The organism is Streptomyces sp. NBC_00536 (genome assembly GCF_036346295.1).
Classification (GTDB): domain Bacteria; phylum Actinomycetota; class Actinomycetes; order Streptomycetales; family Streptomycetaceae; genus Streptomyces.
Genome location: NZ_CP107819.1, coordinates 6,802,565 through 6,818,699 on the forward strand (window position 1 = coordinate 6,802,565; position 16,135 = coordinate 6,818,699).

The following is a 16,135-nucleotide window of genomic DNA, read 5'->3' on the forward strand; positions in this document are numbered from 1 at the left end:
CGCCGCTCCGAACCGCTGAACCGCACTCCCTGGGGGATCCCTCGATGAACACGCCGTCTTCCCGCGCGGACCGGATAGCCGCCCTGCCCGACCGGCTCCGGGAGTCGCTCGCGCAGCGCCTTTCCGGCCGGGCCCAGGCCGCCGCCGCGGCCGCCGCGGGGCCGCTGATCCCCGCGGCCCCGCGCGGGGACGGGCTGCCGCTGTCCTTCGGGCAGCAACGCCTGTGGTTCCTGGAGGACTTCGACCCCGGCCGCGCCGACTACCACTCGGCGCTGCCACTGCGGATCAGCGGCGCGCTCGACGCGGACGCGCTGCGCGCGGCCGTCGGCGACCTCGTGGCCCGCCACGAAGCACTGCGCACGACCTTCCGAGCCGAGGACGGCAAGGCCCGCCAGGTCGTCCACGACGTGCTCGACACCGGCTGGACGGCCACCGAGGCGGACGGCGAGGAGAGCGCGCGGGAGATCGTCCGGGCGGAGATGGCACGCCCCTACGACCTCGCGGGCGGCCCGCTGGTCCGGGTCCTGCTGGTCCGGCTGGCCGCCGACGCGCACGTGTGCGTCCTCGGCATGCACCACATCGTCACCGACGGCTGGTCCATGGGCATCGTCGCCCGCGAACTGGGCGAGCTGTACACCGCCCGCGTCCAGGGACGTACGGCCGCGCTGGCCGACGTACCCGTCCAGTACCCGGACTTCGCGGTGTGGCAGCGCGGCCGGCTGGAGGACGGCGGCCTGCTGGAGCGGCAGACCGACTGGTGGCGCGAACAGCTGAAGGGCATCGCCCCGCTGGAACTGCCCACCGACCGGCCCCGGCCCGCCGTGCGGTCCTCCGCCGGAGCCGTCCACGCCTTCTCCCTGCCCGAACACACCCTCGGCGCGCTCCAGGAGCTGGCCCGCGCCCGGGGCGCGAGCCTCTTCATGGTGCTGACGGCCGCCGTCAAGGCCGTCCTGGCCCGCTGGTCCGACCAGGAGGACATCGCGCTCGGCACCTCCTCGGCCGCCCGCGGCCACCAGGAGCTGGAACAGCTCGTCGGCTTCCTCGTCAACACCGTCGTCCTGCGCACGCAGGTCGAACCCCAGCTGTCCTTCGCCGAGTTGCTGGGCCGCGTCAAGGACACCGTCCTCGACGCCTTCGCCCACGAGGACGTCCCCTTCGACAAGCTCGTCGAGGCCGTCCAGCCGGAACGCGACCCCAGCCGCACCGCCCTCGTCCAGGCCATGGTGGTCCTCCAGAACGCCCCCGCCGACGCCCTCGTCCTGCCCGGTGCCCGCACCACGGCCTACCCGCTGGAGCGCGACGCCTCCCTCTTCGACCTCACCTTCGAGTTCGAGGAGCGCGGCGGGCGGCTGGAGGGCCTGATCGAGTACAGCACCGAACTGTTCGACCAGAGCACGATCGCCCGGCTGACCGGCCACCTGGAGGTGCTGCTCGGCGGCGCCCTCGCCGACCCGGACACGGCCGTCGGCGCGCTCCCGCTCCTCACCGACGCCGAACACCACCAGGTCGTCACCGACTGGAACGCCACCGAACTGGCGCAGGTCGCCCCGGAGTTGATCCACGAGCGGCTGGCCGCCCAGGCCGCCCGCACCCCCGACGCCGTCGCCGTCATCGCCGAGGACGCCACCCTCACCCACCGCGAACTCGACGAACGCGCCAACCGGCTCGCCCACCACCTCAGCGCCCTGGGCGCGGGCCCCGGCTCCCTCGTCGGCCTCGGCGTCGCCCGCGGCTCGGCCATGGCCGTCGGCCTGCTCGCCATCCTCAAGGCGGGCGCCGCCTACGTCCCGCTCGACCCGGCCTTCCCCGCCGACCGCCTCGGCTACATGCTGGCCGACTCCGGCGCCCGCCTCGTCGTCACCGAGAGCGCCGTCCGCGACCGGCTGCCCGGCTCCGGCGCCCGCCTGGTCGACCTCGACGCCGACCGCGAGGCGATCGCCGCCCGGCCCGCCACGGCGCCGCGCACCACCGTCACCGCCGACGACCTCGCGTACGTCATCTACACCTCGGGCTCGACCGGCAACCCCAAGGGCGTCGCCATCGAGCACCGCAACGTCCGGCACATCTGCGCCTCCTGGGCCGAGCGCTACCGCCTGGAGGACCTCCGGTTGCGCTTCCTGTCGGTCTCCAGCCTCTCCGTGGACCTCTTCTTCGCCGACCTGATCCGCTCACTGCCCTTCGGCGGCGCGCTGATCATCGCCTCCAAGGACGTCACCACCGAGCCCCCGGCCCTGCTCGACCTGATCGCCGAAACCGGCGCCACCGGACTGGAGATCGTCCCGTCCCTGCTGAACGCCGTCCTCCAGGAGGTCGAACGGCGCGGTGACGGCTTCCCGCCGCTGCGCCTGATCTCCGTCGGCTCCGAGGCCTGGCGCGTCGAGGACTGCGCCACCCTGCTGCGCCAGATCCGGCACGACGCCGTCGTCGTCAACGCCTACGGCGGCACCGAGGCCACCGTCGACTCCACCGTCTTCGTGCCCACCGCCGACACCCTGCGCTCCACCGTGTACGTGCCGATCGGCCGCCCGCTGCCCGACACCCGCGTGTACGTGCTCGACGCGCGCCGCGCACCCGTACCCGTCGGCGTGCCCGGCGAGATCTGGATCGGCGGCGCGGGCATCGGCCGCGGCTACCACGGCCGCCCCGACCTGACCGCCGAACGGTTCGTGGACAGCCCCTTCGTCGCAGGGGACCGGCTCTACCGGACCGGCGACCGGGCCCGGCTGCTGCCCGGCGGCGACCTGGAGTTCCTCGGCCGCGCCGACGACCAGGTCAAGATCCGCGGCTTCCGCATCGAACTGGGCGAGGTCGAGAGCGCCCTGCTCACGCATCCGGAGGTCACCGACGCCGTGGTGCTGGCCCGCCAGGAGGACTCCGGCCGCCGCCGCCTCGTCGCGTACGTCGTCCCCGCCGCCCCCGGCGCGCGCGAGGCGCTCGACACCCCGGCGCTCCGCGGCCACCTCTCCGGGCTGCTGCCCGACTACATGGTGCCCGCCGTCTTCGTCACCCTGGACCGGCTCCCGCTCACCCCGAACGGCAAGGTCGACCGCCGCTCGCTGCCCGAACCGGAGGCCCAGGCCGGGCGGACCGGCACCGAGTACGCCGCTCCGCGCGACGAGGCCGAGCGCATCCTGGCCGACGTGTGGGCCGACGTACTCGGTGTCGCGCGGGTCGGGATCCACGACAACTTCTTCGACCTCGGCGGGGACTCGATCCTCTCCATCCAGGTCGTGTCCCGCGCCCGCCAGGCCGGCCTCCGGCTCACCTCCAAACTGCTCTTCCTGCACCAGAACATCGCCGCGCTGGCCGGCGCCGCCGTCGCGGCCGCCCCGGCCACCGCCGCCGCGCCCGCCGAGGTCACCGGCCGCGCCGAACTCACCCCCATCCAGCGGTGGTTCCTCGCCGAGCACACGGTCAACCCGGACCACTACGCCATGTCCGTACAGATCGAACTCGCCCCGGACACCGACCCGGCCCTGCTGGAGCGCGCCCTCGACGCGGTCGTCACCCACCACGACGCCCTGCGCATGCGGTACACCCGCGAGGGCGCCGAGTGGATCCAGGAGTACGGGGACAGGCCCACCGGGATCCTCTCCGTCCTGGACCTCGACCTGGACTTCGACGGCGACGTGGACGACGCCGAACAGCCCCTGAACGACGCGGCCCTGGCCGCCCAGCGCGCGCTCGACCTGGCCACCGGCGCCCTGGTCCGGGGAGTCCTCTTCCGCCTCGGCGCCGACCGGCTGCCCCGGCTCTTCCTCGCCGTGCACCACATCGTCATGGACGGCGTGTCCTGGCGCGTCCTGCTCGAAGACCTGGCCACCGCCTACGACCAGCTCTCCGGCGGCGCCGCCGTCGACCTCGGCGCCAAGTCCAGCAGCTACCAGCAGTGGTCGCGGCGCCTCGCCGACCACGTCCAGAGCGGCGGCCTCGACCACGAGTACGCGCACTGGCGCGCCGTCGATCCGGCGGGCGCCCCCGCCCTCCCCGCGGACCGCCCCGACGGCAGCAACATCACCGCCCACGAGCGGACCGTCGAGGTGCGCCTCGGCCGCGAGGAGACCGAGGCCCTGCTCCAGCGCGTCCCCTCCGCCTACCGCACCCAGATCAACGACGTCCTCGTCAGCGCCCTGGGCCGCACCCTCGCCGCATGGACCGGCAGCGACCGCCTCGTCCTCGGCCTGGAAGGCCACGGCCGCGAGGAACTCTTCGACGACCTCGACCTCTCCCGCACCGTCGGCTGGTACACCACCCACTTCCCGGTCGCGCTGAACCTCCCCGCCAGCCGGGCCTGGGGCGAGACCCTCAAGTCGGTCAAGGAACAGCTGCGCGCCGTACCCGGCCGGGGCCTGGGCTACGACGCCCTGCGCTTCCTCTCCGCACCCGGCACCCCGGGCCACGCCCTGCACGCCGACCCGCTCCCGCAGATCAGCTTCAACTACCTCGGCCAGTGGGACGGCACCACCAGCCAGGACGGCCTGATCCAGGGCCGCCTCCCGGCACTCGGCCTCGACCACGAACTCGACGAGCCCCGCCCCTACCTCCTCGACGTCGTCGGCATGGTCGAATCCGGCACCCTCGGCTTCACCTGGATCTTCTCCGGCGAGGTCTTCGACCCCTCGACCGTCGAAGGCGTCGCCCAGGAGTTCCTGACCGCGCTGCGCGCCCTGATCGCCCACTGCCTGCTCCCGGACAGCGGCGGCGCCACCCCCTCCGACTTCCCGCTCGCCGCGCTGACCCAGGCCGACGTGGACCGGATCGCGGGCCCCGGCAGCGCCGCGCAGGACATCGAGGACATCTACCCGCTGACCCCGATGCAGGCGGGCATGCTCTTCCACACCCTCGCCGAACCCGGCTCGGGCGCCTACTTCGAGCAGATGAGCTTCACCCTCGACGGGGTCCGGGACCCCGCCCTGCTGGAGCGCGCCTGGCAGCACGTGAGCGACCACCTGGAGATCCTGCGCGGCGCGGTGGAGTGGGAGCGGGTCGACCGGCCGCTGCTGGTCATTCACCGCCGCACCGAACTCCCCGTCGTCCACCTGGACTGGCGCGAGCTGAGTGCCGACGAGCAGACGCGCGCACTGGAGCGCCACCTGGCCGAGGACCGCGCCCGGGGCATCGACCTGTCCGCCGCGCCGCTGATGCGCCTCGCGCTCGTACGGATCTCCGACACCTCGGTGCGCGTCGCGCGGACCTCGCACCACGTGCTCCTCGACGGGTGGAGCACCTTCCAGATGCTCGACGAACTCACCACCGCCTACCGGGCCCTGGCCGCGGGCGAACAGCCCGCCCTGCCCGCCCGCCGGCCCTTCTCCGCCTACGTCGACTGGCTGGAGCGGCAGGACCTGGGCGAGGCCGAGGCCTACTGGCGCGAGCTGCTCGGGGACGTCACCGAACCGACCGCGCTGCCTTTCGACCGCCGCCCCGCCGCGACCCACCGGGCCCAGTCCGCGCAGCGGCTGGTGACCTGGCTGTCCGCCGAAGCCTCCGAACGGCTCTACGCCTTCGCCCGCGACAACCGCCTGACCGTGAACGCCGTCCTCCAGGGCGCCTGGGCCCTCCTGCTCTCGCGCTACTCGGGCGAGCGGGACGTGGTCTTCGGCGCGACCGTCTCGGGCCGCCCGGCCGACCTGGCCGGGGTCGACTCCATGGTCGGCATGCTGATCAACACCCTGCCCGTACGCGTCGAGGTGGACGCGGACGCGCCGGTCGGCGAGTGGCTGGCCCGGGTGCAGCAGGCCCAGGTGGAGGCGCGGCAGTTCGAGTACGTACCGCTGCCGCAGATCCAGGGCTGGAGCGGCACCCCGCGCGGCACCAACCTCTTCGAGAGCCTCGTCGCCTTCGAGAACTTCCCGATGGACGGCGGCGGGGGCAGCGGGTCCGGCGACGGTGTGCGCCTGCACGGCCTGGAGGGCGCCGACGTCACCAACTTCCCGCTGAACCTGATCGCCTACGCGGGCGCGGAGCTGGCCTTCGCGCTGGCCTACGACCCCGAACTCTTCGACGCGGACACCATCGCGCGGCTCGCCGCACACCTGGAGGCACTCCTCACCGGGATGGCGGCCGAGCCCGGACAGGCCTTGGCGGCCGTGCCCATGCTGGCCGCGGGGGAGTTCGACCGGGTGGTGCGGGAGTGGAACGCGTCGGGTGGTGTGGCGGCTCCGGCGGGGACGGTGCACGGGTTCGTGGCCGACCGGGCGGCGTTGTCGCCGGATGCGGTGGCGGTGTCCTTCGGTGATGAGTCGTTGACCTACCGGGAGTTGGAGGAGCGGGCGAACCGGCTGGCTTCGCATCTGGTGGGGTTGGGGGCTGGTCCTGACCGTCTGGTGGCGCTGTCGGTGGAGCGCGGCATCCAGATGGTGGTGGGGCTGCTGGGGATCATGAAGTCGGGTGCGGCGTATGTGCCGTTGGACCCGGCGTACCCGGCGGACCGCCTGGCGTACATGCTGGCGGACTCGGGCGCGGAGCTGCTCGTCACGCACCGGGGACTCAACCGGCAGCTGCCCGTGGGCGACGTGGTCGTGGTGGACCTGGACACGGACGCCGACGCGATCGCCGCGCGCCCGGCCACCGTCCCCGCGACCGGGGTCACCGGCTCCCACCTGGCGTACGTCATCTACACGTCGGGTTCGACGGGGCGTCCGAAGGGTGTGGCGGTGGAGCACCAGACGGTGCTGAACCTGCTGGCCAACTGCGAGGGACTGTTCGGGTTCGGGCCGGGTGATGTGTGGTCGGTGTTCCACTCGTATGCCTTCGACTTCTCGGTGTGGGAGTTGTGGGGCGCGCTGATCACGGGGGGTCGTGCGGTGGTGGTTCCGCAGGACACGGCGCGGAGCCCGGAGTTGATGTGGGAGTTGTTGCGGTCGGAACAGGTGACGGTGTTCAGCCAGACGCCGTCGATGTTCCGTGAGCTGGTGGGTAGTTCAGGGGAGTTGTTGCCTGACCTGCGGTGGGTGGTCTTCGGTGGTGAGGCGTTGGAGCCGAAGCACGTGCAGGGGTGGTTCGAGCGTTTCGACGGCTCGGGTGCCCGGTTGGTGAACATGTACGGGATCACTGAGACGACCGTGCATGTCACCTATCAGGAGATCACCGCCGCGCATGTGGCGGCGGGTGGCCGTCTTCCGGCGGGCCGGCCGTTGCCGAGCTATCGGGTGTTGTTGCTGGATGAGCGGGGTGCTCCGGTTCCGGTCGGGGTCGCGGGTGAGATTCACGTGGCGGGCGGTGGCTTGGCGCGTGGGTATCTGCATCGTCCGGAGCTGACGCAGGAGCGGTTCCCGTTGAATCCGTTCGGTGAGCCGGGGGAGCGGATGTACCGCTCCGGTGACGTCGCCCGGTGGACCGCGGACGGGACCCTGGAGTACCTGGGGCGTGCGGACGACCAGGTGAAGATCCGTGGATTCCGGATCGAACTCGGTGAGATCGAGACCGTGTTGGTGTCTCATCCCGCGATCAGGGAGGCCGTGGTCACCGCCCACCAGGGCGCCGACGGGCACAAGCGGCTCGTCGCCTACCTCGTCCCGGACACCGCTGTACCCACCGCCGAGCTGCGGGCCCACCTGGGCGAGACCCTGCCGGACTACATGGTCCCAGCGCTCTTCGTCACCCTGGACCGGCTGCCGCTCACGCCGAGCGGCAAGGTGAACCGGCGGGCGCTGCCCGCGCCCGAGGTGCAGGCCGAGCAGCTCGGCACGGAGTACACCGCCCCGCGCGACGAGACCGAGCGGATCCTCGCCGACGTATGGGCCGAGGTGCTGGACGTCGAGAAGGTCGGCGTCCACGACAACTTCTTCGACCTCGGCGGCGACTCCATCCTGACCATCCAGGTCGTGTCGCGGGCCCGCCAGGCACTCGGCACCAGCCTCTCGCCGCGGCTGCTCTTCGAGGCACCGACGGTCGCGCTGCTGGCGGCCGGACTGGCTCCCGGGAACGCCGCCCCGGCAGTGCCGGACACCGGAATCCCGGTGGCGCCGCGGGACGGCCTGCTGCCGATGTCCTTCGGCCAGCAACGCCTGTGGTTCCTGGAGGACTTCAACGAGGGCAGCACCGAGTACCACTCGGCCGCCGCCCTCCGGCTGACCGGACCGCTCGACGCGTCCGCGCTGCGCGCGGCCGTCGGTGACCTGGTGGCGCGCCACGAATCGCTCCGGACCACCTTCGACGTGGTCGCCGGCCAGGGCGTACAGATCGTCCACCCGGTGCTGGAGCCGCAGTGGCACACGGCCGAGGCGCAGACCGAGGAGCGGCTGCGCGAGCTGGCGCAGGCGGAACTGGTCCGCCCGTACGACCTGAAGAACGGGCCGCTGGTGCGCGTGCTGCTGGTCCGGCTGGCCGCCGACGCGCACGTGTGCGTCCTCGGCATGCACCACATCGTCACCGACGGCTGGTCGATGGGCGTCGCCGCCCGCGAACTCGGCGAGCTGTACACGGCCCGCACCGAGGGACGTCCGGCCGCGCTGGCCGACGTACCCGTGCAGTACCCGGACTTCGCGGCCTGGCAGCGCGAACGGCTCGTGGACGGCGGGCTGCTGGAGGAGCAGCTCGGCTGGTGGCGCGAGCGGCTCGCGGGCATCGAACCGCTGGAACTGCCCACCGACCGGCCGCGGCCGGTGGTGCGCTCCTCGGCGGGCGCGGTCCACGGCTTCGAGGTACCGGCCGCCACGCTCGCCGGGCTCAAGGAGCTGGCGCGCGAGCAGGGCGCGACGCTCTACATGGCCCTGACGGCGGCGGTGAAGACGGTCTTCGCCCGCTGGAGCGGCCAGCAGGACATCGCGGTCGGCACCGCGTCCGCCGGGCGCGGCGGGCAGGGCAACGCGAACGGTGAGCTGGAACAGCTGATCGGCTTCCTGGTCAACACGGTGGTGCTGCGCTCGCACATCGAGCCGGACATGCCGTTCCGGGCGGTGCTGGACCAGGTGAAGGAGACCGTCCTCGACGCCTTCGCGCACGAGGAGGTGCCCTTCGAGCGCCTGGTGGAGACCCTGCAGCCGGAGCGCGACACGAGCCGTACCCCGCTCATCCAGGCGATGGTGGTGCTCCAGAACGCCCCCGGCATGCAGCCGGCCCTGGGCGCGGTCGAGGTCACGGACTACCGGCTGGAGCGGGACACGGCCCTGTTCGACCTGACCCTCGAATTCGAGGAGCACGAGGGCGGGCTTCGGGCGCTCGTCGAGTACAGCGCGGAGCTGTTCGACGAGGCCACCGTCGCGCGCTTCGGCGAGCACTTGAACGTGCTGCTGGGCGGGATCGCCGCGGACCCGGACCGGGCGGTGGCGGACCTTCCGCTGTTGACCGCGGGGGAGTTCGACCGGGTGGTGCGGGAGTGGAACGCGTCGGGTGGTGTGGCGGCTCCGGCGGGGACGGTGCACGGGTTCGTGGCCGACCGGGCGGCGCTGTCGCCGGATGCGGTGTCGGTGTCCTTCGGTGACGAGTCGTTGACCTACCGGGAGTTGGAGGAGCGGGCGAACCGGCTGGCCTCGCATCTGGTGGGGTTGGGTGCTGGTCCTGACCGTCTGGTGGCGCTGTCGGTGGAGCGCGGCATCCAGATGGTGGTGGGGCTGCTGGGGATCATGAAGTCGGGTGCGGCGTATGTGCCGTTGGACCCGGCGTACCCGGCGGACCGGCTGGCGTACATGCTGGCGGACTCGGGCGCGGAGCTGCTCGTCACGCACCGGGGACTGAACGCTCAACTCGCCGCCGGGGAAACCCGGGTGGTGGATCTGGACGCGGACGCCGAAGCCATCGCGGCGCGGCCGGGCACGCCGCCCGTGACTTCCGTGACCGGGACGGATCTCGCCTATGTCATCTACACGTCGGGTTCGACGGGGCGTCCGAAGGGTGTGGCGGTGGAGCACCGGACGGTGCTGAACCTGCTGGCCAACTGCGAGGGGCTGTTCGGGTTCGGTCCGGGTGATGTGTGGTCGGTGTTCCACTCGTATGCCTTCGACTTCTCGGTGTGGGAGTTGTGGGGTGCGTTGATCACGGGTGGTCGTGCGGTGGTGGTTCCGCAGGACACGGCGCGGAGCCCGGAGTTGATGTGGGAGTTGTTGCGGGCGGAGCGGGTGACGGTGTTCAGCCAGACGCCGTCGATGTTCCGTGAATTGGTGGGTAGTTCAGGGGAGTTGTTGCCTGACCTGCGGTGGGTGGTCTTCGGTGGTGAGGCGTTGGAGCCGAAGCACGTGCAGGGGTGGTTCGAGCGCTTCGACGGCTCGGGTGCCCGGTTGGTGAACATGTACGGGATCACTGAGACGACCGTGCATGTCACCTATCAGGAGATCACCGCCGCGCATGTGGTGGCGGGTGGGCGTCTTCCGGCGGGCCGGCCGTTGCCGAGCTATCGGGTGTTGTTGCTGGATGAGCGGGGTGCTCCGGTTCCGGTCGGGGTCGCGGGTGAGATTCACGTGGCGGGCGGTGGCTTGGCGCGTGGGTATCTGCATCGTCCGGAGCTGACGCAGGAGCGGTTCCCGTTGAATCCGTTCGGTGAGCCGGGGGAGCGGATGTACCGCTCCGGTGACGTCGCCCGGTGGACCGCGGACGGGACCCTGGAGTACCTGGGGCGTGCGGATGACCAGGTGAAGATCCGTGGTTTCCGGATCGAACTGGGCGAGATCGAGACGGTGTTGGTGTCTCATCCCGCGATCCGGGAGGCCGTGGTCACCGCGCACCAGGGCGCCGACGGGCACAAGCGGCTCGTCGCCTATCTGGTGGCCGACGGTGCGCCGACCACCGGCGAACTCCGCGCCCACCTCGGGGGATCCCTGCCGGACTACATGGTCCCGGCGGTGTTCGTCACCCTGGACCGGCTGCCGCTCACGCCGAGCGGGAAGGTGAACCGGCGGGCGCTGCCCGCGCCCGAGGTGCAGGCCGAGCAGCTCGGCACGGAGTACATCGCCCCGCGCGATGACACCGAGGACGCGCTGGCGACCGTATGGGCCGAAGTCCTGGGCGTCGAGAAGGTCGGCGTCCACGACAACTTCTTCGACCTCGGCGGCGACTCGATCCTCTCCATCCAGCTGATCTCCCGGGCCCGTCAGGCCGGGCTGCGGCTCACGTCGAAGCTGCTGTTCGTCCACCAGACCGTGGCCGAGCTGGCCGCCGTGGTGCAGCCCGCCGCCCCGGCCGCCGATGCCCTCGCCGCACCGTCGGCCGAACCGGCAGAGGTGGCGGGAGCCGTCGAACTCACGCCGATCCAGCGGTGGTTCTTCGACGGGCACACCGTCGACCCGCGGCACTACGCCATGTCCGTGCACGTGGGCCTGGCCCCCGGCACCGACCCCGCGTTGCTGGCCGGGGCGCTGGAGGCGGTGGTCGCCCAGCACGACGCGCTGCGCATGCGCTTCACGCGGGACGCGTCCGGCGCCTGGATCCAGCAGTACGGCGAGGCCGTCCCCGACGTGCTCGCCGTACGGGACATCGCGGCCGGGGGCGAAGTGGAACAGGCCCTGAACGACGCCGCGTTGGAGGCGCAGCGTGCCATCGACCCGGCGACCGGAGCCCTGGTGAAGGGCGTGTTCCTGCGGCTGCCCGCGGACCCCGCGCCCCGGCTGTTCCTGGCCGTGCACCACCTGGTGATGGACGGGGTGTCCTGGCGGGTGGTCCTGGAGGACCTCGCGACGGCGTACGAACAGCTCGCGGCGGGCCGTACGGCCGTCGACCTGGGCGCGAAGTCCAGCAGCTACCAGCAGTGGGCCCGGCGCCTCGCCGACCACGTCCGGGAGGGCGGCTTCGACCACGAGGCCGCGTACTGGCGCAAGGCCGCCGCGTCCGGCGCCGGACACGACCCGCGCGCCGCCGTGTACGGCGAGGTGGCGGTGGAGACCGTACGGCTCGGCCGCGCCGAGACCGAGGCCCTGCTGCAGAAGGCGCCCGCGGTGTTCCGGACCCGGATCAACGACGTGCTGCTGGCCGCGCTCGGCCGGGTGCTGGGCGACTGGGCGGGCGAGCCCGTCACCATCGCCCTCGAAGGCCACGGCCGCGAGGAACTCTTCGAGGACCTCGACCTCTCCCGCACGGTCGGCTGGTTCACCACCATCTACCCCGTCACCCTGGACGTCCCGGCGGGCGACTGGGCCCCGGCCCTGAAGGCGGTCCGCAAGGGCCTGCGCAAACTCCCCGGCCGCGGCATCGGCTACGGCGCCCTGCGCCACCTGTCGGCTCCCGGCAGCGAGGCGCACACCGCCCTCGCCGGCACCCCGTACCCGCGGATCAGCTTCAACTACCTCGGTCAGTGGGACGGGGGCGCGGGCGGGACCGGCCTGGTCCGGGACCGGTTCGAGGGCCTCGGCGCCGACCAGGCGCCCGGGCAGCCGCGCCCGCACCTCATCGACATCGTGGCCGCCGTCAGCGACGGCGAACTGCGCGTCGACTGGATGCACGCCCCCGCCGTCCACTCGCCCGACACCGTCCGCGCCCTCGCGGACGCGTTCCGCACCGCCCTGCGGCAGATCGCCGCCGTCGCGGGCAACTGACCTCAACCGGCTTGATCTTGATGCAGAACTGATTCGGAAGGACATTGTCATGGCGCGCTATGTGCTGAGCGACGAAGAGAAGAAGGGCGTGGCGACCCTCGCCGACGCGTTCCTCGCGGCGCACCCCGTCTGGGAACCGATGGAATACGCGGACGCGATACGCGTCGAGGCGGAGCGACTCCCGGTGGGAGTACGGCAGTTCCTCGTCTCCTCGCGCGCCGCCGAGGACGCGGTGATCGCGGTGGCGAACCTGCCCGTCGACGAGAACCTCGTGCCCACCCCGCCGAGCTGGCAGATCGCGGAGAAGGAAGGCGCCGCGATCCGCGAGGAACTCGTGCTGCTGCTCATCGCCTCCGTGCTCGGTGACCCCTTCGCCTGGACCAGCCAGCAGAACGGGCGGCTCGTCCACGACGTCTGCCCGTCCAAGGGCCAGGAGGCCTCGCTGACCAGCGCGAGCAGCGAGCAGCAGCTGACCCTGCACACCGAGGACGTGTTCCACACCTGCCGCGGCGACTACGTCGCCCTGATGTGCCTGCGCAACCCGGACGGGGTGGGCACCACGGTCGCGCCGGTCGACGCGGTGGAGGTCGCGCAGCCGCTGCGCGAGGTGCTGCACCAGGACCGGTTCCGGTTCTTCCCGGACGACTCGCACGACGTGGTGCCCGACCACAGCGCGGAGCACCCGTCCGCGCTGGAGGAGCGGCCGCACGAGGTGGCGTCCGTACTCTTCGGGCCCGAGGACGCGCCGTACCTGCGGATCGACGCCGACTTCACCAGCCCGCTGGAGGGCGACGCGGAGGCGGAGCGGGCCATGAACGAGGCCGCCGGGCAGCTGGCCGCCGCCGCCGAGCGCGTCGTGCTCAGCCCGGGCGAGGCCGCGTTCATCGACAACTACCGGGTCATCCACGGCCGGGACACCTTCACGCCGCGCTACGACGGCACGGACCGCTGGCTCAAGCGCACCAGCATGGTGCGCGACCTGCGCCGTACGTACGTCCACACCAAGTCGCGCTCGCGGCTGCTCGCCTGATGGCGGCGGAACAGGGCGGGGGGAGGCGCGGTGGCGGCGGTCGCGGGTTCACCCTCCTGTGGACGAGCCAGGCGTTCAGCGAGTTCGCGTACAGCACCTCCCTGATCGTGCTGCCGCTGATCGTCCTCGCGATCACCGGCTCGCCCTTCCAGGCGGGGATCATCGGCTTCGTCGACGCGGCGGCCATGCTCCTGGCGGGCCTGCCCGCCGGAGCGGTCGCCGACCGGTACGACCGGCGCTCGGTGATGCTGTGGTGCGAGGCCGCGCTGGTCGCCGTCTTCGGCGCCCTGGCCCTGCTCCTGTGGGCCGGGGAGGTCTCCCTGCTCCCGCTGGTGGCGCTCGCGCTGGTCAACGGCGCGGCGACGGCCATGATGATGGCGGCGGGCGAGGCGATGATCCCGAGCCTGGTGCCCCCGGCCAAGCTCCCGCAGGCCGTCGCCATGAACTCGGCGCGGACGTACGCGGGCCAGCTCGCCGGGACCTCGGCGGGCGGGTTCCTGCTGGCGCTGAAGAACGCCTTCCCGTTCGCGGCGGGCTGCGCGGCGCACCTCGCCGCACTGGTCCTGCTGCTGTTCATGCCGCGACGGCCGACGGCGCCCGCGGCTCCCGAGGCGGAGGCGGGCGCGGACCCGGCCGGGCCGGGTGGCGGCCGTCGGGAACTGCTGGAGGGGATCCGCTGGATCGCCCGCCACCCGTTCCTGCGGCTCGCCCTCGGCTACGCCACGGCGACGAACCTCTTCTTCGGCGCCATCTACTTCATCGTCATCGCCTCCGCGCAGAGCAGCGGCATGAACCCCGGGCTCATCGGCCTCATGGCCGGCCTGCTCGGCGTCGGAGGCCTGCTGGGCGCCCTCGCGGCGCCCCTGCTGATGCGGACGCTGACCGGCTCCCGGCCCATCCACCTGGTGCTGTGGCTGTTCGCGCTGCTCACCGTCGGCATCGCGGTGCTCCCCGGCGGTTACACGCCCGGGATCCTGCTGGGCGCGATCGCCTTCGCCGCGCCCACGGCCAGCGCCTGCTTCCAGACGTACCTGCTGATGCTCACCCCCGACAGCCACCGGGGGCGGGCGATCAGCGTCGCGGGGATCTGCAGCGGCGCCGGGGGCGCGATCGCCCCGCTCGGCGGCGGCGTCCTGCTCGACCTCGCGGGCCGGACCGCGGGGCTGCTGGGCTGCGCCGCCGTCATGGCGGCGATCGCCTTGTCGGCCGTACTGAGCCCGGTCATGCGCAAGGCCCCGGAGCCGGAGCGGCACGCGGCCGGTGCGGCGGCCCGGGAGAAGACCCCCGCGTGACGGCCCGCCCCCATCCCACCTCCCCCTCATGAAAGACAGGCACGGACACCCCACCATGACCACCACTCCCGCCCCCGCGCCCGCCCCTGTGCCCACCCCCGCCCAGCAGCTCGATCTGGCGAACCCGGACCTCTACACGACCGACGACCGCTTCGCGATGTGGCGCGAGTACGTCGCCTCCGACGCCATGGTCTGGAGCGAACCCGGCATCTCGCCCAGCGGGTTCTGGTCGGTCTTCTCGCACAAGGACGTCTCCGCCGTCCTCTCCCCGAAGGCGCCCTTCACCTCCGAACACGGCATGATGATCGGCTTCGACGCCGAACACTCCGACAACTCCGGCGGCCGGATGCTCGTCGTCAGCGAGGGCAGCTGGCATTCCCTGCTCAAGCGGCTCATCGGCCCGTTCCTTTCCCGCTTGCGGGCCCCCGAACTCGAATCGGTACTGCGGCACGAGGTCAAGGAGATCATCGAGCGGCTGAAGTCCGAGGAAAGCACCGATATCGCCCTGGAGGTCGGCCCCCGGCTGCCCGCCGCGATCGTGTGCGAGGTCATCGGCGTACCGATCGGCGAGCGCGAGCAGCTGATCGAGTTGACGAACCACGCCTTCGGCGGGGAGGACAGTTCCTTCGACAAGATGACCCCCGCCGAGGCGCACACGGAGATCCTCTTCTACTTCCACGAGCTGATCGAGCGCCGCCAGCGGGAGCCCGGACAGGACCTGGTGAGCGCGCTGCTGGCGGACGGCCGGCTGAGCACCGAGGACGTGCTGATCAACTGCGACAACGTGCTGATCGGCGGCAACGAGACGACCCGGCACTCGATCACCGGCGCCTTCCACGTCGCCCAGCGCTTCCCCGGCACCCTGGACGCCCTGCACGCCGACCCCGGGCAGACCGACCGGGCCGTGGAGGAGCTGGTCCGCTGGACCTCCCCGGCCGCGCACGTCCTGCGGGTGGCCACGGAGGACTGCGAGATCGGCGGCCGGCCCGTCCGCCGGGGCCAGCCCGTGGTGGCCTGGCTGTCCGCGGCCAACCGCGACGAACGGCTCTTCCCCGACCCGCACACCTTCCTGCCGGACCGCACCCCCAACCGCCACCTGGGCTTCGGCACCGGCCCGCACCACTGCCTGGGCGCCGCCCTGGCCCGGGTCGAGCTGCGGGAACTGCTGCGCCAACTGGCCACCGAGGCGCGGGGCGTCCGGCTGCGGGGCGAGGTGCGCTGGATGCGCTCGAACCTGGTGCAGGGCTACAGCAGCCTGCCGGTCTCGATGGAGTGGCGCTGACGGGAGTGGCGCCGACCGTGGAGTGGCGCTGACTGTCCTGATTTGTTTATGATCATGAGGATCAATT

At 72.4% G+C, this 16,135-nt stretch carries 4 protein-coding genes; all 4 read left to right on the forward strand.

What is annotated here, in order from left to right; genetic code table 11:
• Window positions 1–44 precede the first annotated feature (44 nt).
• The 4 genes from OHS33_RS29080 to OHS33_RS29095 are packed head-to-tail and all read left to right on the forward strand — an operon-like array spanning window position 45 to window position 16,068.
• Window positions 45–12,464, forward strand: coding sequence for an amino acid adenylation domain-containing protein (locus OHS33_RS29080; RefSeq protein WP_330333369.1), 12,420 nt, complete (start codon window positions 45–47; stop codon window positions 12,462–12,464).
• Window positions 12,465–12,513: 49 nt separating this feature from the next.
• Window positions 12,514–13,494, forward strand: coding sequence for a TauD/TfdA family dioxygenase (locus tag OHS33_RS29085; RefSeq protein ID WP_330333370.1), 981 nt, complete (start codon window positions 12,514–12,516; stop codon window positions 13,492–13,494).
• Window positions 13,494–14,786 (forward strand): MFS transporter, encoded by a 1,293-nt coding sequence (locus OHS33_RS29090; protein ID WP_330333371.1) that lies wholly within the window; start codon window positions 13,494–13,496, stop codon window positions 14,784–14,786. The genes OHS33_RS29085 and OHS33_RS29090 overlap by 1 nt, the downstream gene beginning before the upstream one ends.
• A 55-nt stretch (window positions 14,787–14,841) precedes the next feature.
• The gene (locus tag OHS33_RS29095) at window positions 14,842–16,068 is read left to right on the forward strand and encodes a cytochrome P450 (RefSeq protein WP_330333372.1); all 1,227 of its coding nucleotides are present in this window, start codon (window positions 14,842–14,844) and stop codon (window positions 16,066–16,068) included.
• Window positions 16,069–16,135: the final 67 nt, after the last annotated feature.